This is a genomic window from Burkholderia sp. WTPI3 (assembly GCF_021483755.1).
Lineage (GTDB): Bacteria > Pseudomonadota > Gammaproteobacteria > Burkholderiales > Burkholderiaceae > Burkholderia.
On record NZ_JAGIXF010000104.1, the window covers coordinates 1 to 18010 of the forward strand.

Genomic DNA, 18010 nt, shown 5'->3' on the forward strand with positions numbered 1-18010 from the left:
GCTCGACATCCTCTGTTTGCGTCGCGACGGCGGCCGCTTTCGCGCGACTGTCGCGGCGTCGCCGATCGTCGACGCACAGGGCAACTGCACCGGTTTGTCGATGACGCTGCGCGAGGCACGCGAGCGTCGCCGCGAAGAGCGGCGCGACGTGCGCTCGTTGCGTGGCGCGCACGACGCGCGCGTGCAGGCCGACGAGTCGAACCGGATGAAGGACGAGTTGCTGGCCATCGTGTCGCACGAATTGCGCACGCCGCTGAACGTGATCTACGGCTGGGTCGAAGTGCTGCGCAGCGCCGACGGTCAGGGCTTCGCGCACCAGGCGATCGACGCGATCGACCGCAGTGCGCGATCGCTGGCGCACATGGTCGGCGACCTGCTCGACGCATCGTCGCTCGCAACCGGCCGCATGCGCCTCGAATGCATGCCGGTCGACCTCGTGCGGATCGTGCGCGAAGCGGCGCGCGAACTCGGCGCGAGTGCCGAGGCGAACGGGCTCCAGTTGTCGACCGACTGCACGATGGCCAACTGCGTGATTTCCGCCGACGGCGAGCGTCTGCGCCAGGTGCTGTCCAACCTGCTGTCGAACGCGATCAAGTTCACGCCGCCGGGCGGACGCGTTAGGATCTCGCTGACGCGCGCCGGGGCGCGCGTCAGCCTGTCGGTCACCGATACCGGGCAGGGCATTTCCGCCGAGCGCCTGCCCCATCTGTTCGACACGTTCAACCGGCCCGAAGGCGCGTCGGCGTCGCCGAAGCGCGGTCTCGGGCTCGGGCTGTCGATCGTGCGCAACATCGCACGGCTGCACGGCGGCGAAGTCGCGGCGACGAGCGACGGCGTTGGGCGCGGCACGACGGTCACGGTCATGCTGCCGGTCGACGCGGACGGCGACGATTCGTTCGGCCACCCGCTGCGGCCGAGCGGCGCATCGACGGCGGTCGCGCTCGACGGCCAGCGCGTGCTGGTCGTCGACGACGACGCGACGTCGCGCGCGAGTCTCGCCGCGGCGCTCGAAACGCTCGGCGCACAGGTGTCGACCGCGCAATCGGGACACGACGCGCTCGACGTCGTCGCACGGCAGCGCCCGAGCGTCGTGCTGTCCGATCTCGCGATGCCGGACGGCGACGGCTTCTGGCTGCTCGAGCATATCCGGCATCTGCCGGACGGCCGCGCACGCTTGCCGGTCGTCGCGGTGACCGCGCATGCGGGCAGCACGGACCGCAACCGGGTGATGGCCGCCGGTTTCGATGCGTATCTGTGCAAGCCGGTCGACATGCCGACGCTGGCGAGCGTGATCGTCGACGTATCGCCGGATGACCGGAAGGCCGGAATCGGCCCGCGTCGCTGACGCGCGGGCCGCATCCGCCCACCCGCCAGGAGGTGCGATGAAAGGATCGGAAAACACGCCGCGCGAGGGCGCCCCCCGGGCCTCGGCACGCATCCGGCGCATGCCGCCGGTCGGACGGATCGCGAGCATACTGATGCTGTCGTGTGCATGGATCGCGATGCCTCGCTACGCGTCGGCGGACGAAAGCGTTCGGGCGACGCTCGCGAGCCAGGCGTCGGCCGTCGGCGGCCAGCTTCGCGATGCGACGCTCGCGTCCCGTATTCGGGCCGCGCTCGTCGCCGAGCGGGGGCTGGCGTCCGACGACATCGACGTGCAGGTCCACGGCCGCGTGGCCGAGCTGACGGGCAGTGTGCCCGACGCGCCGCAACATGCGACCGCGGTCCGGGTCGTGCACGACGTCGACGGCGTGCGCGGCGTGCGCGACAGGCTGCAGATTCGCCGGAAGTAACGTGATGCGCGGGCAAGCGTCGGGGCCGATCGGGCGTCGCGCGTCTCGCGGCCCTGCGCGGCACCAGGCAGGAGGGTTCGACATGGACACCATCATCGCGGGCCGTTTCTCGACGCTCGAGCGGGCGGAGCACTGCGCGGAACAATTGCGCGGCCACGCCATGCATCGGGACGACGTGAAGGTCTTCTTTCTCAATCCGCCGGGGCAGCACGCGCTGTTCTGGCTCGGCGGCGACGTCTATGCGGATTCCGCGGCGCGCCCGGGCGGCATCGGCGCGCTGGAGGGCGTGGCCATCGGCGCGATCGTCGGGCTGGCGGGCTCCGCCTTGCTGTATCTCGGCGGGCTTCATTCGCCGCTCGCATGGATCGGCGTGCCGCTGGTCGGCGGCTACGTTGGCGCGCTGTGCGGTGCGCTTGGCAAGATGAACGGCGATGCGCCGGAAGGCCATGGTGCGCTGAAACAATGCGAGAACGGAGTCGTGCTGGCCGCGCACGTCAGGAGGCGCACGGCGACGTTCACGGAGCGTACGCTGCTGGCGTGCGGCGCGCTGTCGATCGAGCTGGTCGAAGGCGCATGGCAAAAAGGCGCGTGGACCGATTTCTTCACGTCCGCGCATCGCCCCGCATGATGCGCGCACCTGCAGCGTTCGGCCGGTTCGAGCCTTCGGCGGAACCGGAGATCCGGATGCGGCCGGGTGGAAAGCGCCGGAGCGGATGCCGATCCACGGGAGCCGCAGGCCTCGCGCGCGGGCTGGTATCGGGCATGCTCGCGACGGGTTGCGCGCTGGCGGCGGCGCCCGCGTGTGCGCAGACGGCGAGCGCCTCGTCGGTGCAGGTCGCGCCGGGCGTCATGCGCCCCGGCGAGGCCGCCGACGAGACCGCCGACGAGGCCGACATGACGCGGCGGCCGACCGCATCAACGCCGAATTCGTCGACAAGGCGAGCATCGTCGGCAGGACGCAACTGCAGGCGAGCCAACTCGCGCTCGATCGATCGTCGAATCCGGACGTGAAGGCGTTCGCGCGCCGGATGGTCGACGATCGCGGCCGTATCGCCGGCGCATTGCGCCGGCTCGGCGCGCAAAAGGGCAAGCCCGTGCAGGTGGGGATGCGTGTCGATCCGGCCCGAGCGGACGTCGAGCATGATGTTCGTGACCTTGCCGATGTCGTCGCCATCCATCGTCAGCACGTGGTGGTCTTCCAGCGTGCCGGCAACCATCACGTCCGGACCCGGCCCGCCGGCTGAACGGCTGCCGTCGCCGACGATGCGCGCGCGCGTGCGCGACGCCCTGTCCGTTGTCATCGCAGTCTCCAGGTCGAAGGGGCGCCGGGCTTGCCGCGGGCGCCACATGGATGAAGGCGGCGTCGCTCAGCGACGCCGCGGCAATGACATGTCCTCGAGCGTGTTGGCCAGCTCGTCGCGAGCGGGGCCGCCCGCGCGTGTCGCGATGTCGCCGAGCGACACGATGCCGACGAGTTGCCTGTTGCCGTCGAGCACCGGCATCCGGCGCAACTGCACGTCGGCCATCCGCTGCTGCACGTCGCCGACACCGTCGTCCTCGACGCACCACTGCACGGGTGCGGATGCGACCGCCATCACGGGCGTGTCGGGCGAATGGCCGCGCGACAGCGCACGCACTGCGAGGTCGCGATCCGTCACGATCGCGACGAGCCCGGTGCCGTCGCAAACCGGCAGCACGCCGATGTCGAAGCGCTGCATCGATTCGGCCGCATGGCGAATCGTGTCGGTGGGCGCGACGCACACCACGTCGCGCGACATGATCTCGTTGACGCGATACATGAACGCCTCCTTCGTAAGCGAGGCGATGTGCGAGCAGGACGCGTGCCGCGCTCGGCGCGGTACGTGCCGGGCCCGCACGGCCGGGGCACGGAGAAATTTGCCAGCACGCTTGTACATCTTCCACGGCGGGAACCGCGGCCGGGACGCGAGCGACGTCAGCGGCCGACGCCCGTCATCGCGACGATTGCGAGAACCAGCGCGCTCTCGAGCGCGGCCAGCGACGCGACGCCGCGGCGCCGCTGACTTCATGCCAGGCTCGTTCCATGCGTTTCATCTGTTTCGCTCCGGTTGATCCGCTCTTTCGTAGGCTGGCGCACCTCGGACCGGATGCCGCCGTCAGCCGTGATCGCGAGGCGATGGTGGGGTGTCGGGCGCGCGACGTTCGCGTCCGCCGGACGGTTTGGCGGGGTCGATGCGGGTCGCGCCGCCGACGGCGGGCGGGTCGCTGGCCGGAAACGTTTCTTCGAGCCCTTCGTCGATGCGCTCCTCCGTCTTGTCTTCGGACGGCGGGCGCGACGTGGCGAGCCGGAATGCTCCGGCGGCCGGTAACACGGCGTCGCGGCGGCCGGTGGCGTGAACGGTCATGATCGAACCTCCTTTACGGGTTACGACGGGCGCAAGCGCCGTGCCGCGTATCGGCGGCGGCACGGCCCTTGCCGCCATCGAGCCGCCGGCGCCGGCGGACGCGAGGCCCGCACGCCGCCGGCGTGGGCGAGAGGAAATCGTGATGAATGAACCCAGGGAAAGGATACGTTACGACGCGAACGTGTGCGGCGACGATTTCAGTCATGTGCGCGGGCGTTTCGATATATGGAAGCGCGAATCGCCGACCTGTCGCCCCGCGCAGCGCCTGTTCGCCGGCATGGACGCGGTGCGCGAACCGAACATGCCGTCCACGAGGGGCCGGCAAGCGAGGGTCGTGCGATGCGCGCCGTCCGATCCGTTCGCTTGCCGTGCAACTTGCCGGGGAAGGGCGCACGATGTGGCTCGTGATGGCGGCTTGCGACGGGTGAGCGGGCCGCATGGTATCGCAGGGTTGGCAGCGTGCAGGCACGCCGCTTGCGCGCGCTCGCCGCGCCAATCGACACGCGCGAGCCGCCGCGCAGGAGTGACATGAGCACGCCATCCATGCTGCACCGTCCCGAACCGATCCCCGACGTCGAGCCCGACCCGGCGTGGCCCGAGCACGACGATCCGGTGGATCCGCCCGTGCCGGCGGGGCCGCCGCAGGGCGATCCGCCGTCGCAACCGCCGCCGATGCGGATGCCGGGCGGATGCAGCGAACCGAAGCCGGCCGCGCGATCACTGAAGGGAGGACCATCATGGACATTCACGTGCAATCGCCGGACAAGCGCGCGATCGCTCAGGTGCTGGGCCGCTATTTCGAGTCGCGTTCGTTGCGCTATCACATCGAGGAATTGCCGGGCGGCGTGCTCCATATCGGCTTTCGTGCGAGCGGCCGCCCGGTCGCCGTCACCGTGTCGTTCGACGATTCCGCGTACGACACCTACACGCACTGGGACGCGAGCCAGAAGCAACTCGCGCTCGGACGGCTCGCGGACGGCTTCTCGCGCATGATGTCGACACGCAGTCCCGCCGCGCTCGCCGGTGATTACCACGTCGAGCGTTTCTGATTCCGCGACGATCCACCTGCGCGTACCGGAATCCGGCAAAGTGCCCGCATGCAACGGGCGCTTTGCGGCTTCGCGCGTGTCGCGTAGGATGTCCCTTAATTCAGCGCACACTACGTTCGCGCCGTCGGCGGTTTGTCGTGGCAGCCGATCGAGCGCGACGCGCTTTCCCTCAGGTTCGTTTTGCGCAACCGACGGAGACCGCCTTGACGACCATTGCTCGCCTGCTGTTGTCGCCCGCTACACGCCGGTTCGTATCCGGCCTGTCGGCCTTCGCCGCGCTCGCGGCATCCGGCGCGCGCGACGCGTCGGCACAGACGCCTTCGCCGCTCGGCGAATGGCAATACTCGGCGGGCATCCCGCTGCAGAAGCTGTTCAATCCGGCCGTTCCCACGTGGCAGGCCAGCTTCGGCGCCGCGATGACGCTGCAGCCGCGTTACGCGGGCTCCGATCGCTATCGCGTGATGGGCGGCCCGAATTTCGACGTGCGCTATCGCGACCTGTTCTTCCTGTCGACGGGCGAGGGGCTCGGCGCGAACGTGCTGCGCGGGCCGAACTGGCGCGTGAGCATGTCGGTCGGCTATGACCTCGGGCGCCGTTCGGCCGACGATCTCGGCCACCTGAACGGTCTCGACAACATCAATGCGGCGCCGGTGATGAAGCTTGCGGCCGACTACGTGATCTCGAAGGATTTCCCGCTCGTGCTGCGCGCCGATGTCCGCCGCAGCATCGGCGGATCGAACGGCTGGATCGGCGATTTCTCCGCGTACATGCCGATGCCCGGCAGCAACGAGCATTTCTTCTGGTTTGCGGGGCCGACCGTGTCGTTCGCCGATTCGCGCTACATGAACAGCTGGTTCGGCGTGAGTCCTGGCGCGTCGGCGCGTTCCGGGCTGCCGGCCTATTCGGCGAGCGCCGGGATGAAGTCGTACGGCGCGGGCGTGACGATGGTCTGGTTCGTGGACAAGCACTGGTTCGTGACGATGGACGGCGCGATCGAACAACTGGTGGGCCGCGCACGGCGTAGCCCGATCACGCAGCAGTCGACGAACGGCGTATTCGACATGTCGGTGAATTACCAGTTCTGAGCGGAACCGAGCCGGGCGGGTCATCCGTGGCGTGGGGCATTTTTCGTCACATTTGATATGATTGCGACCTGTACAAACGTACAGTGATCGATCCCCGTGACGCCTGCATCGCCGACGCCCCCGGCGTTTTACTACCTGACCAATTTCGAACGCGCGCTGGCCTGGCTCGGCGAGCGTTACGACGACCTGCTCGACGAGCACGAGCACGCGTTTCTGCGCCATTTCCCGCAGTTGCCGCAGGCATCGCGCGCGCTGCTCGTGCGGATGCTGATGCGCAACGGGTTCGATTTCCGCGCCAGCAAGCTCGTCTACGACGAAATCGGCTGCCCGCTCGACGCGGCCGCGCCGCTCGTCGCGCTCGGCTGGGTCGATCCGGCGCCCGCGCTCTCGCTCGACGAACTGTTCGCACTGTCGACCAAGGCCGATCTGCTGAAGGTGTTTCCGGCGCTCGCCGCGCACGCGGGCGAGCGCAAGCCCGAATGGCTTGAGCGGCTGCGACCCGCGCACGATGTCGCGCAACCGCTCCATGCATGGTTCGAACAGGCCGACGATCGCGTGCTGCGCGTGACTGTCGGCGCGCTGTGCGACCGGTTGCGGCTGATGTTCTTCGGCAATCTGCATCAGGACTGGAGCGAATTCGTGCTCGCCGATCTCGGCGTATTCCAGTACGAGAGCGTGCCGTTCGCGCCGTCGTCGCGCGCGTTCCAGCAGCGCGACGACGTCGATACGTATCTCGCCTTGCAGACTTGCCGCGAAGCGCTCGAGGCGTGGCCCGACGACCTGCCGTTCGACGATCTGCTGCGTGCAATCGACGCGGTGAGTTGCGTGCAGCCGTGGCTCGCGACGCGCCGCGCGAAGCTGTTGTTTACGCTTGGGCAAATCTGCGAGCGCCGTGCCGACTGGCCCGCCGCGCTCGACGCGTATGCGCGCAGCGCGTGGCCGGGCAGCCGCCATCGGCGCATTCGCGTGCTCGAACGCTGCGGACGCGACGACGACGCGCTCGCGCTGGCGCTCGACGCGCGCAACGGCTTCGAAAGCGACGAGGAACGCCAGCGCGTCGAACGGATGCTGCCGCGTCTGCAGCGGCGCGTCGGACAGCGGGTCGAACGCGCGCATGCCGCGCCGGACGTGCCGCGCGAGACGCTGGTGCTGGCGCGCCCCGATGCGTTCGTCAGCGTCGAATTCGCCGTGCGCGATCATCTGGCGCAGCCCGAAGCGCCGGTTCATTACGTCGAGAACACGCTGATCAATTCGCTGTTCGGGCTGCTGTGCTGGGAGCCCGTGTTCGCGGCCGTGCCCGGCGCATTCTTTCACCCGTTCCAGCGGGGGCCGGCCGACCTGCATGCACCCGATTTCGCGGTGCGCCGCACCGATGCGTTCGCCGCCTGCTTTGCGCAGCTCGACTCGGGCGCTTATCGCGATACGATCCTTCGTCACTACGCGACGAAGGCGGGGCTGCAATCGCCGTTCGTGTTCTGGGGCGTGCTGTCCGACGAACTGCTCGACGAGGCGCTGGCGTGCCTGCCGCCCGAGCATCTGCGGCGGTGGTTCACGCGCCTGCTCGCGGATATCCGCAGCAACCGCTCGGGGCTGCCCGATCTCGTCCGTTTCTGGCCCGGCGAGCGGCGCTATGAACTGATCGAGGTGAAAGGCCCCGGCGACCGGCTGCAGGATAACCAGACACGCTGGCTCGCGTACTGCATCGCGCACGGGATTCCGGTGCGCGTCGTCGATGTCGAATGGGCGGGCGCCGGTGTCGAGCCGGCCGAAGCGGCGGGGCTGTCCGCATGAGCTATGTCGTCGCGGTGCGGGCGATGTGCGAGTTCACCGCGCGGCGCGGCGATCTCGACCTGCGCTTCACGCCCGCGCCGACCGCGCTCGAAGGGATCGCGGGCCACGGCGCCGTCACGTCGAACCGCGGCGCGCGCTATGAAACGGAGATCGCGCTGACCGGCACGTGGGGCACGCTCACCGTGCGCGGACGCGCGGACGGCTACGATCCGGTCGCGAACCGGATCGAGGAAATCAAGACCTATCGCGGCAGCCTCGATGCGATGCCGGCCAATCACCGCGCGCTGCACTGGGCGCAGGCGAAGGTCTATGCGCACCTGATGTGCGACGCGCGCGACCTTCCGGAAATCGGCGTCGCGCTCGTGTATTTCGACATCGTGTCCGAGCGCGAGACCGTGCTGACCGAAACGCTGGGCGCGAGCGAACTCGCCGCGTTCTTCGCCGAGCAGTGTGCCTGTTTCGTCGACTGGGCGGAGCGCGAGACCGCGCATCGCGCGGCCCGCGATGCGGCGCTGCGTACGCTGACGTTTCCGCACGGGCAATTTCGCAGCGGGCAGCGCGAACTGGCGGTGTCGGTCTATCGCGCGGCGCGCGACGAACGCTGCCTGATGGCGCAGGCGCCGACCGGTATCGGCAAGACGGTCGGCACGGTATTTCCGTTGCTGAAGGCATGCGGCGAGGGCGAGCTCGATCACGTGTTCTTCCTGACCGCAAAGACGCCCGGGCGTGCGCTCGCGCTCGAAGCAGCGACGACGCTCGGCGCCGGCACGCCGGCGCTGCCGCTGCGCGTGCTGGAGCTCGTCGCGCGCGACAAGGCGTGCGAGCATCCTGACCTCGCGTGTCACGGCGAATCGTGTCCGCTCGCGCAGGGCTTCTACGACCGGCTGCCGGCCGCGCGCGACGCGGCGATCGGCGCCGGGCTGCTCGATCGTGCGACCGTGCGCGAGGCGGCGCTCGCGCATGACGTCTGCCCGTACTATCTCGCGCAGGAGCTGGCGCGCTGGTCGGACATGGTGATCGGCGACTACAACTACTACTACGACGGCAGCGCGATGCTGCACACGCTCGCGCAACAGAACCAGTGGCGCGTCGGCGTGCTCGTCGACGAAGCGCACAACCTGCTCGACCGAGCGCGCAAGATGTACAGTGCGTCGCTCGACCCGTTCGCGTTCGCCGCCGCGCGCGAGGCCGCGCCGGTGGCGCTGCGCAAGCCGTTCGACCGGCTCGCACGCGCGTGGGGCACCCTCAATCGTGCACAAACCGGGCGCTATGCGGCGTATCCCGACATTCCCGGCCCGATCGTGTCGGCAGTGCAGAACCTCGTCTCGGCGATCGGCGAACACCTGACCGATGCGCCGCGCGCGAACGACGACGCGCTGCTGCGCTTTCATTTCGAGGCGATCCAGTTCGGCGTGCTCGCCGACGCGTTCGACAGCGCGTCGATCTTCGATGCGACGCTGCACGGGGAGCCGCTGCCGCGCCAGTCGGGGCTCGACGGCGTTGCGCCGGCCGCGCGCCGACGCCGTATCCAGTCGACGCTGTGCGTGCGCAACGTGATCCCGGCCGGTTTTCTCGCGTCGCGCTACGAGGCTGCGCGTGCGACCGTGCTGTTTTCCGGCACGCTGAGCCCGTTCCATTTCTATCGCGACACGCTCGGGCTGCCGGCCGATACCGGCTGGCTCGACGTCGAGGGGCCGTTTCGCGCCGAGCAGTTGACCGTGCGCGTCGCGAGCCATGTGTCGACGCGCTGGCGCGACCGCGACCGTTCGCTCGAACCGATCGCGGACCTGATCGCCGCGCAGTACGCGACGCGACCCGGCAACTACCTCGGTTTTCTCAGCAGCTTCGACTATCTCGGGCGCGTCGTCGCACTGATGCAGGCTCGGCATCCGGACGTGCCCGTGTGGGCCCAGGCGCCCGGCATGGCTGAAAGCGAGCGCGACGCGTTTCTCGCCCGCTTCGATGCGGGCGGCCGCGGCGTCGGCTTCGCGGTGCTGGGCGGCGCGTTCTCGGAAGGTGTGGACCTGGTCGGCGAGCGGCTGATCGGTGCGTTCATCGCGACGCTCGGGCTGCCGCAGGTCAACGACGTCAACGAGCAGATGCGACGCGCGATGGATGCGCGTTTCGGCAACGGATACGACTACACGTACCTGTATCCGGGCTTGCAGAAGGTCGTGCAGGCGGCCGGACGCGTGATCCGCACCGAACACGACGAGGGCGTCGTGCATCTGATCGACGATCGCTACCGGCGGCGGGAGGTGCGCGACCTGCTGCCGAGGTGGTGGCGGATCGGGTGAGGTCGCGGCGCGGGTGCCGCAAGGGCCGGGTGCTTGCGCCTACAGCACGTTGAGCATCGCGAGCGCGGCTTCCTGCAGATGCGGCAGCACGCGGCGCACTGCCGCATCGGTCGTCTCCGCGCCGATCGGCATGTTCGTGCTCAGCGCGGCGACGACTGTGCCATGACGGTTCTTCAGCGGCACCGCGATTCCGCGCACGCCGACCTGCAATTGCTGTTCGATCACCGCGTAGCCTGCGTCGCGGGCGTGGTCGACTTGTTCGAGCAGGCGCGCCTTGTTGGTGATCGTGTGCGGCGTGAACGGCGCGAGCGCCGTGTCGTCGAGCCACGTGCGGACGGCTTCCCGATCCGGATGATGCGCGAGCAACACGACGCCCGGCGACGTCAGCGGCGCCGGCACGCGCGCGCCGAGCACGAAGCCCGTCGTCATCACGCGCGACACGCCGTTGCGCGCGATGAACACGAGCTCCCATCCGTCGAGCACGCTCACGTACGCCGATTCGTTCAGCGACGCGCTCAGTTGCTGCAGATACGGCTGGACCGTGCGCGGCAGGCGCGCGGAATCGAAGTACGACCAGCCGACCCGCAGCACGCGCGGCGTGAGGCCGTACAGCTTGCCGTCGGTGTACACGTAGCCGAGCGATTCGAGCGTCAGCAGGTAGCGGCGCGCGGCCGTGCGCGTGAGGCCGGTGCGGGCGGCGGCCTGGGTGGGCGTCATGCGCGCGTGCTGGCTGTCGAACGCCTCGAGGATCATCAGGCCTTTTTCGAGGCCGGCAATCCAGTCGCGTCGGTCGAGTTCGGGCTTTTTCATGGAGGCGTTGGGGTGGATGTGCGCTGTTCGCGCAAGAATGGGCGATTATCGCGCGAGTCGTGCGGCAAAGCGAGCGCGCGGCATCCGAGCCGTCCAATCGGTTAGCTTGCGGATTTGCATTGTAGATATACAATTTATCGCGTATATCCATGGAGGCTCATATGCAGGTTGCAAAGTGGGGCAATAGCCTGGCGGTTCGCCTTCCGGCCAGCGTGGTCGACGCACTGGAGCTCCGCGAAGGGGACGATATCGAAATCGTGGTCGATAGCCCTCGGGTTTTTGCCGTGAGTCGCAAGCCGAGGCCCGACGAGCTTCTGCAGCGGTTGAGGCGTTTCAGGGGCAAGCTGCCTGCCGATTTCAAGTTCAGCCGGGACGATGCGAATGAGCAGGATTGAGTCCGAGAAATCGTTCGTCGACAGCAATGTCGTGCTTTATCTGCTGTCCGAGGACGAAACCAAGGCAAACCTCGCGGAAGCACTGTTTCTCCGGCGGCCGACCATCAGTGTCCAGGTACTGAACGAAGTCGCCAGCGTTTGCAGTCGCAAATTGCGAATGCCGTGGCGGGACGTGGGGCAGTTTCTGGAGCCGATCAGGAGTTTGTGCCGTGTCGTGCCGATCACGGTCGATGCGCACGACCTCGCGCGACGGCTCGCGGAGTGGCACCGCTTGTCTTTCTACGACGCGTGCATCGTGGCAACTGCTTCGATCGAGGGGTGTGAATACCTCTACACCGAAGACATGCACGATGGCTTGCGAGTGGCGGGCGGTCCGGAGTTGCGAAATCCGTTTGCGTGAATGCCGGCGGTTCCTGGCACGCGGGCGCAGCCGAGAGTGACGATGGGCGAACCCGACGGCCACCGATGGATGAAGAGGGTTCTCCGGCGTATCGGCGCCGCGGGTCGAATGTGAAAAGCGGGCGAGTCGGATGCGGCGCGAACGTTACGCCCGCCGCATCCGGACGAACGTTACTCGCTGCTCGTCCACTCGACGTTCGCGCCGACCGAACGCAGGTTTTCGACGAAATGCGGATGCGCGCGGCGGATCGGCAGCGCGTTCATGATTTCCGAGCGGCCTTCGATGCTCGCGGCCACCATCAGCAGCGCGATCGCGACGCGAATGATGTAAGGGCTTTCGACGCGCGCCGGCGTCAGTTGCAGCCCGCCGAACGTGATCAGGCGGTGCGGATCCGACAGCAGCACGTGCGCGCCGAACTTCGACAGTTCGCCGGACCAGCCGAGCGCGCCGTCGTAGACCTTGTTCCAGAACATCGCGCTGCCTTCCGCACGCACGCCGAGCGCGATGAAGATCGGCAGCAGGTCGACCGGCAGGTACGGCCACGGTGCGGCTTCGACCTTGGTCAGGATGTTCTGCGTGAACGGCCGGCGCACGCGCAGCGGGCCGTCGCGTTCCGCGCGCGACCAGCCGTCGCGGTGCGTGATGTTCACGCCGAACTTCGCGAACGTGCGGTCGATCAGCGGGAAATGCTCCGGCGACGAGTTGCGCACCGTGATGTCGCCGCCCGTGATCGCGCCGAGCGCGAGGAACGTCGCGATTTCGTGGAAATCCTCGGCGAAGCGGAATTCGCCGCCGCCGAGCTTGCCGCCGCCTGTCACGCACAGGCGCGAAGTGCCGATGCCCTCGATCGCGACGCCGATCATCGCCAGGAACTGGCAGAACTCCTGCACGTGCGGCTCGGACGCTGCGTTCATCAGCGTGGACGTGCCGCCTGCAGCTGTTGCGCACAGCGCGAAGTTTTCGGTGGTCGTCACCGACGCGTAGTCGAACCAGTGGTCGTTCGCCGTCAGCGGGCCGTCGGCGCGGACGATCAGCGAATCGGGCGTGCGCTCGATATGCGCGCCGAAACGCTCGAACACCTCGACGTGCGGATCGATTTCGCGCACGCCGAGCGTGCAGCCCTTCACGTCGTTCTCGAGGCGCGCGACGCCGAAGCGCGCGAGCAGCGGCGGAATCAGCATGATCGACGAGCGCATCGCTTCCGGCAGCCGGTGGACGGCCGGATCGAACGTCGTATTGCGATGGTGGAGCTCGAGGATGCCTGTCGCGAAGTCGACCGACACGTCGCTGCCCAGCGCGCGGAAGATGTCGAGGATCTTGCGTACGTCGGTGATGTCCGGCACGCCGACGAGGCGCAGCGGTTGATCGGTCAACAGGGTTGCGCACAGAATCGGCAGGACGGCGTTCTTGTTCGCGGACGGCTTGATGTCCCCGCGCAGCGGGGTGCCGCCGTGGACGATGAGATTCGACATGATATGGGGGCGTATCGGTGACTGACGTAGGCCCATATGATGCCACTGGTCGGCGGGCGGCGTGGAATGTTCAGAGGCGAAAAAGGGGGGGCTGCGCGTGTGATTGACGGTGTTTGACGTTGGATGGCGTCCGTACCGTTCGGTATGCGCGAGCAGGGGGGCGCGGGAAATGGCCGGACGCGCACCGCGCACCGGCCATCCGGTCACCCGATCACTGCGCCGCCCGCATCCGCGCGGCGACCACCAGCGAGATCAGGCAACCCACTGCGAGATAGCCGGCGACGAGGTGCCACGAGCCACCGGCGATGCTGACGAGCGCCACCGCGATGAACGGCGTGAACCCGCCGCCGACCACACTCGCGAACTGGTAACCGACGCCCGCGCCGCTGTAACGGTATTCCGCGCCGAACAGCTCGGTGAAGAGCGGCTGCTGGACGCTCACAACCATGTCGTGCGCGGCATTCGCCAGCAGGATCGAGCAGATCACGATCCATACGGTCGAGCGCGATTCCAGCGCGACGAAGAACGGCACCGCTGCTGCGAGGCCGATCAGCGCGCCGATCAGGTAGATGCGGCGCAGACCGAAGCGGTCGGCCAGCCACGCGAAGCACGGGATCGTCACGCAGCTCACCGCGCCGACCAGCAGGCCGATGTTCAGGAACAGGTCGCGCGACATGCCCAGGTTCGTGGTCGAATAGCTGAGCGCGAACGCGGTGACGATATACATCGTGAACAGTTCGGCAAGACGCAGCGCGACGATCAACAGGAACGCCTTCGGGTGGCGCGTGAGCGCTTCCAGCACGGGCAGGCGCACCTTGTGGTTGCCGTGCTCGACCTTCTCGACGAACTCCCGCGATTCGTCCATGCTCTTGCGTACCCACAGGCCGATCAGCACCAGCACGATGCTGAACACGAACGGCAGGCGCCAGGCCCAGGCCTTGAACGCTGCCTCGCCGAGCGTGTGGCTCAGGATCGACACGATGCCAGTGGCCAACACGAGCCCGACACCGTAGCCGACCTGCACGCCGCTGCTGTAGAACGCCTTCTTCTGCTTCGGCGCGCTCTCGACGGCCATCAGTGCCGCGCCGCCCCATTCGCCGCCGACCGCGAAACCCTGGATCGCGCGCATCAGCACCAGCAGCACGGGCGCCCACCAGCCGATCGACGCGAAAGTCGGCAGCAGGCCGATCGCGACGGTCGACAGCCCCATCAGCATCACGGTCAGCACAAGCATCCGCTTGCGCCCGAGCCGGTCGCCGTAGTGGCCGAACACGACGCCGCCGAGCGGGCGGAACAGGAAGCCGACGCCGAACGTCGCGAACGCGGCGAGCGTGCCCATCGTCGGGCTGATTTTCGGGAAGAATTCGGAGTTGAATACGAGTGCTGCGACGATCCCGTACAACAGGAAGTCGTACCAGTCGACGACGGCGCCGACGAAACTGCCGATCGCGGCCTTGCGGGCCTGGCTGCGCGCCCGGGCGCCGGCGGCGGTGTCGAGGGTGTCGATGGTTGGGGTCATGACTGTGTCTCCTGGTACGGCGCATCGTGGAGTCCGATGCTGCATTGAAGTCGAAGGGTGAACGGAGAATAGGGCGCGCGCCGCGTCCCGGCAATTGGCCGATCGGTCAAAGTGCGCGATTATCGTTCAATGACGTGCGATTATCGAACGATTTCCGGGTTTGCACTAGGCGGCGTGCCAATATCCCGTTCGGCCAGGGTGTGCCGCAGTGAACGATCTGGTTAAAATCTGCACCATTAAAAGTTCGCCCGATCCGCGTGGCTATCCGGCCGTCTCATCGGCCGGGTGTGCCGCCCGTACCGGGCGCCGTCCCCATCGACCGCTTGTCTCCGGAGAATGGAATGCCCGGTAATTCCCACCCCCTGTCCAGCGATACGCCGCCCGTTGCCGATTCGGCTGCCAATCCGCTCGGAATGGCCGGCCTGGAATTTGTCGAGTTCGCGGCGCCGGTTCCGGAAGCGCTCGCGCAACGCTTCGAGCAGCTCGGGTTCAAGGCGATCGCGCGCCACGTCAGCAAGAACGTCACGCTGTACCGGCAAGGGCAGATGCAGTTCCTGATCAACGCCGAACCCGATTCGTTCGCCGCGCGCTACGCGGAGGAATATGGAATGGGCGTCTGCGCGATCGGCATTCGCGTGGCCAGCGCACGGCGTTCGTTCGAGCGCGCGATCGAGCTGGGCGCGTGGGCGTTCGAAGGCGAGCGGATCGGCGTCGGCGAACTGAAGATTCCCGCGATCCAGGGCATCGGCGATTCACACCTCTATTTCGTCGACCGCTGGCGCGGGCGCGACGGCCAGCGCGGCGGCGTCGGCGATATCTCGATCTTCGACATCGACTTCCGGCCGATCGACATCGCGACCGCACATACCGATCTCGACTGCGCGGGCACCGGCCTGCAGCAGGTCGACCACTTCACGCAGACGGTCGGCGCGGGGCGCATGCGCGAGTGGCTCGACTTCTATCATGACCTGCTGCACTTCCGCGAAATCCACGAAATCGACGCGCACTGGCATGTGTCTGAAGAATCGCGCGTGATGGTGTCGCCGTGCGGTGCGGTGCGCATTCCGGTCTATGAAGAAGGCACGCGGCGCACGGAGCTGATGCACGCGTATCTGCCGGACCATCCGGGCGAAGGTGTCCAGCACGTCGCGCTCTCGACCGGCGACATCCTGGCGAGCGTCGACGCGCTGCGCGCGAACGGCGTCGAGTTCATCGAGCCGCCCGCACGCTACTACGACGAGGTCGACACGCGACTGCCGGGGCACGGTGTCGATCTCGACGCGCTGCGTCGGCGCGCGGTGCTGGTCGACGGCGAAATCGGCAGCGACGGCGTGCCGCGCCTGTTCTTCCAGACCTTCGTCAAGCGCCGGCCCGGCGAGATCTTCTTCGAGATCGTGCAGCGCAAAGGGCACCACGGGTTCGGGGAAGGCAACCTCGCGGCGCTCGCTCGCGCCCGCGACGCCGGCTGATCGCCGGCTGCCGCTGTCTCGGGCAAGCAGCAAGCAGCGTTACACGCCGCCGAATGTCATGCACCGGCGGCCGGCATGCGGTTCGGCGCCGGATCGTTCGGCTCGTGGAGCACGCATGCGGTGCCGCCCGGCGTGTACATCGACACGACGCAGCGGTTGCACGACGTGCAGCCTGACCGGGCGAGCCGGCCATCGCGCAGTCCGTTGACGAAATCCGGCTCGAACACGAGCGCGCGGGCCAGCGCGACCGCATCGAACCCTTCGTGCATCGCCAGCGCGACGTTCTCGCGCGAGCGCACGCCGCCGAGATAGGCGAGCGGCATCCGGACGGCCGCGCGCACCTTCTTCGAGTGCTCGAGGAAGTACATTTCGCGAAACGCGCCCATCTTCGGCTCGGTGAGTTTCTGCAGCGCCATCGCGGCGCGCACGATCGCATTGTCGGCGTTCGCGCGCGCATCGCCGGGCAGCGGGCTGCCGAACAACTGCCACACCGATTCGACGTTCATTCCGCCGCTCAGCACGAGCAGGTGCGCGCCTTCCGCTTCGAGCAGCCGCGCGATCTCGCTCGCGTCGTCGGCCGTCCCGCCGCCGCGCACGCCTTCGGTCACGCCGATCTTGCACACCACGGCGAGATCGCGGCCGACCGCGTCGAGCACGCGGCGCAGCACTTCGACTGGAAACGCCGCGCGCCGCGCCGCATCGCCGCCGTACGCATCGCGGCGGCGGTTGTACAGCGGCGACAGGAACTGGCTCAGCAAATAGCCGTGCCCCATGTGGATTTCGACCGCATCGAACCCGGCGTCGCGCGCATGCCGCGCCGCGCGCGCGAATTCGTCGGCGATGGCGCTCATCTGATCGCGCGTCATTGCCTGCTTCAGAAAGCGGCCGCTCATCACGCCGACCTTGTTGAAACCGCCCGACGCGCTCAACGGCCGCTTCGTCGACAGCGACGGCAGGAACGTGAAGCAGCCGCCGTGCGTGATCTGTGCGGACGCCGCCGCGCCGTGCCGATGGACCGCATCGGTAAGCGCGCGGAATTGCCGGATCGTCGGCACGTCGAGCTGTGCCTGGTCGACGAACGTACGACCGTCGTCGCTGATCGCGCAGTACGCGACGGTCGTCAGCGCGGCGCCGCCCTCGGCGATGCGCTCGTGAAACCGCACCAGCGCGCGCGACGGCACGCCGTTCGGCGTCATGCCTTCGTTGGTCGCCGACTTGATCAGCCGGTTGCTCAGTGTCAGCGGGCCGATCTGCAGCGGGGTGAATGCGGTATCGAGGGCAGCGGGTTTCATGTCGGGCAGGCATCGGGAATGGGCACGGCGACCATTGTGCGCAGTCGGTAGCGGCGTGCATCGTCCGCGTGGATGACCCGTGGCGATGGCCGCGGGCGCGCCGTCCGGTCAGCCGCCCAGCTTGCGCGCCTGACGGCGCATGCCGTCGAAGATCGCATCGGCGACGTCCGCCGGGAAATCCGCCGGAATGCGCGATGCGACGTCGGCGATCGCCGGTTCGGTGCGTGCGGCCACATCGGCCATGGCCGCACGGA

Annotated in this window: 16 protein-coding genes and 4 pseudogenes; 12 read left to right on the forward strand and 8 right to left on the reverse strand. The window is 68.1% G+C overall.

The genetic code is table 11. The features are described 5' to 3' along the window. The 4 genes and pseudogenes from J7024_RS32225 to J7024_RS32240 form a co-directional block, all read left to right on the forward strand. The coding region (locus tag J7024_RS32225; RefSeq protein WP_234745810.1) for a hybrid sensor histidine kinase/response regulator at nt 1–1345 on the forward strand (1345 nt) is incomplete at its 5' end. A gap of 37 nt (nt 1346–1382) precedes the next feature. After that, nucleotides 1383–1793 carry a BON domain-containing protein gene (locus tag J7024_RS32230; protein WP_175769988.1) on the forward strand — a complete coding sequence of 137 codons (411 nt, stop codon included), beginning with the start codon at nt 1383–1385 and terminating at the stop codon, nt 1791–1793. A gap of 82 nt (nt 1794–1875) precedes the next feature. After that, nucleotides 1876–2421 (forward strand): complement resistance protein TraT, encoded by a 546-nt coding sequence (locus J7024_RS32235; RefSeq protein WP_234745811.1) that lies wholly within the window; start codon nt 1876–1878, stop codon nt 2419–2421. Nucleotides 2422–2477: 56 nt separating this feature from the next. Then, a pseudogene (locus J7024_RS32240) lies at nt 2478–2917 on the forward strand (DUF4142 domain-containing protein); the annotation flags it as partial. On the opposite strand, the pseudogene J7024_RS32245 reads toward J7024_RS32240, so the two are convergent. From J7024_RS32245 to J7024_RS32255, 3 genes and pseudogenes are all read right to left on the reverse strand, one after another. Further along, nucleotides 2909–3094 (reverse strand): annotated as a pseudogene (locus J7024_RS32245) (PRC-barrel domain-containing protein); the annotation flags it as partial. The pseudogenes J7024_RS32240 and J7024_RS32245 sit on opposite strands and share 9 nt — an antisense overlap. Before the next feature lie 66 nt (nt 3095–3160). Beyond that, nucleotides 3161–3592, reverse strand: coding sequence for a CBS domain-containing protein (locus tag J7024_RS32250; protein WP_124826018.1), 432 nt, complete (start codon nt 3590–3592; stop codon nt 3161–3163). Nucleotides 3593–3928: 336 nt separating this feature from the next. Next, nucleotides 3929–4177 carry a hypothetical protein gene (locus tag J7024_RS32255; protein WP_175750582.1) on the reverse strand — a complete coding sequence of 83 codons (249 nt, stop codon included), beginning with the start codon at nt 4175–4177 and terminating at the stop codon, nt 3929–3931. 142 nt (nt 4178–4319) lie between these two features. Here J7024_RS32255 and J7024_RS32260 point away from each other — a divergent pair. The 5 genes and pseudogenes from J7024_RS32260 to J7024_RS32280 all read left to right on the forward strand — a co-directional run bounded on the left by J7024_RS32260 (nt 4320) and on the right by J7024_RS32280 (nt 10399). Beyond that, a pseudogene (locus tag J7024_RS32260) lies at nt 4320–4605 on the forward strand (hypothetical protein). 309 nt (nt 4606–4914) lie between these two features. Continuing rightward, complete coding sequence (locus J7024_RS32265) at nt 4915–5226, forward strand: hypothetical protein (protein ID WP_096498664.1); 312 nt, start codon at nt 4915–4917, stop codon at nt 5224–5226. 203 nt (nt 5227–5429) lie between these two features. Next, a complete protein-coding gene (locus tag J7024_RS32270; RefSeq protein WP_124826015.1) occupies nt 5430–6311 on the forward strand; it encodes a MipA/OmpV family protein in 882 nt (293 codons plus the stop codon). Between the two features lie 96 nt (nt 6312–6407). Then, nucleotides 6408–8102, forward strand: coding sequence for a VRR-NUC domain-containing protein (locus J7024_RS32275; protein ID WP_234745812.1), 1695 nt, complete (start codon nt 6408–6410; stop codon nt 8100–8102). Further along, nucleotides 8099–10399 carry an ATP-dependent DNA helicase gene (locus J7024_RS32280; RefSeq protein ID WP_124826013.1) on the forward strand — a complete coding sequence of 767 codons (2301 nt, stop codon included), beginning with the start codon at nt 8099–8101 and terminating at the stop codon, nt 10397–10399. The genes J7024_RS32275 and J7024_RS32280 overlap by 4 nt, the downstream gene beginning before the upstream one ends. Before the next feature lie 39 nt (nt 10400–10438). Here the strand turns inward: J7024_RS32280 and J7024_RS32285 are convergent, their stop codons facing one another. Continuing rightward, the gene (locus tag J7024_RS32285) at nt 10439–11209 is read right to left on the reverse strand and encodes an IclR family transcriptional regulator domain-containing protein (RefSeq protein ID WP_124826012.1); all 771 of its coding nucleotides are present in this window, start codon (nt 11207–11209) and stop codon (nt 10439–10441) included. Nucleotides 11210–11370: 161 nt separating this feature from the next. On the opposite strand from J7024_RS32285, the gene J7024_RS32290 reads away from it, so the two are divergent. Both J7024_RS32290 and J7024_RS32295 read left to right on the forward strand, forming a co-directional pair. Next, nucleotides 11371–11604, forward strand: coding sequence for an AbrB/MazE/SpoVT family DNA-binding domain-containing protein (locus J7024_RS32290; protein WP_124826011.1), 234 nt, complete (start codon nt 11371–11373; stop codon nt 11602–11604). Continuing rightward, nucleotides 11591–12004: a PIN domain-containing protein gene (locus J7024_RS32295; RefSeq protein WP_124826010.1), complete on the forward strand. Its 414-nt coding sequence runs from the start codon at nt 11591–11593 to the stop codon at nt 12002–12004. The genes J7024_RS32290 and J7024_RS32295 overlap by 14 nt, the downstream gene beginning before the upstream one ends. 170 nt (nt 12005–12174) lie before the next feature. Here the strand turns inward: J7024_RS32295 and J7024_RS32300 are convergent, their stop codons facing one another. Further along, nucleotides 12175–13476 carry a UDP-N-acetylglucosamine 1-carboxyvinyltransferase gene (locus tag J7024_RS32300; protein ID WP_124826009.1) on the reverse strand — a complete coding sequence of 434 codons (1302 nt, stop codon included), beginning with the start codon at nt 13474–13476 and terminating at the stop codon, nt 12175–12177. 211 nt (nt 13477–13687) lie between these two features. After that, nucleotides 13688–14995 (reverse strand): shikimate transporter, encoded by a 1308-nt coding sequence (shiA, locus tag J7024_RS32305; protein ID WP_124826008.1) that lies wholly within the window; start codon nt 14993–14995, stop codon nt 13688–13690. Between the two features lie 341 nt (nt 14996–15336). Between shiA and J7024_RS32310 the strand changes: the two genes are divergently transcribed. Continuing rightward, nucleotides 15337–16464 carry a 4-hydroxyphenylpyruvate dioxygenase family protein gene (locus tag J7024_RS32310; RefSeq protein WP_124826006.1) on the forward strand — a complete coding sequence of 376 codons (1128 nt, stop codon included), beginning with the start codon at nt 15337–15339 and terminating at the stop codon, nt 16462–16464. 56 nt (nt 16465–16520) lie between these two features. Here J7024_RS32310 and J7024_RS32315 read toward each other — a convergent pair whose 3' ends face one another. After that, nucleotides 16521–17756 carry an NADH:flavin oxidoreductase gene (locus tag J7024_RS32315; protein WP_124826005.1) on the reverse strand — a complete coding sequence of 412 codons (1236 nt, stop codon included), beginning with the start codon at nt 17754–17756 and terminating at the stop codon, nt 16521–16523. Nucleotides 17757–17864: 108 nt separating this feature from the next. After that, nucleotides 17865–18010: pseudogene (locus J7024_RS32320) on the reverse strand (type II toxin-antitoxin system HipA family toxin); the annotation flags it as partial.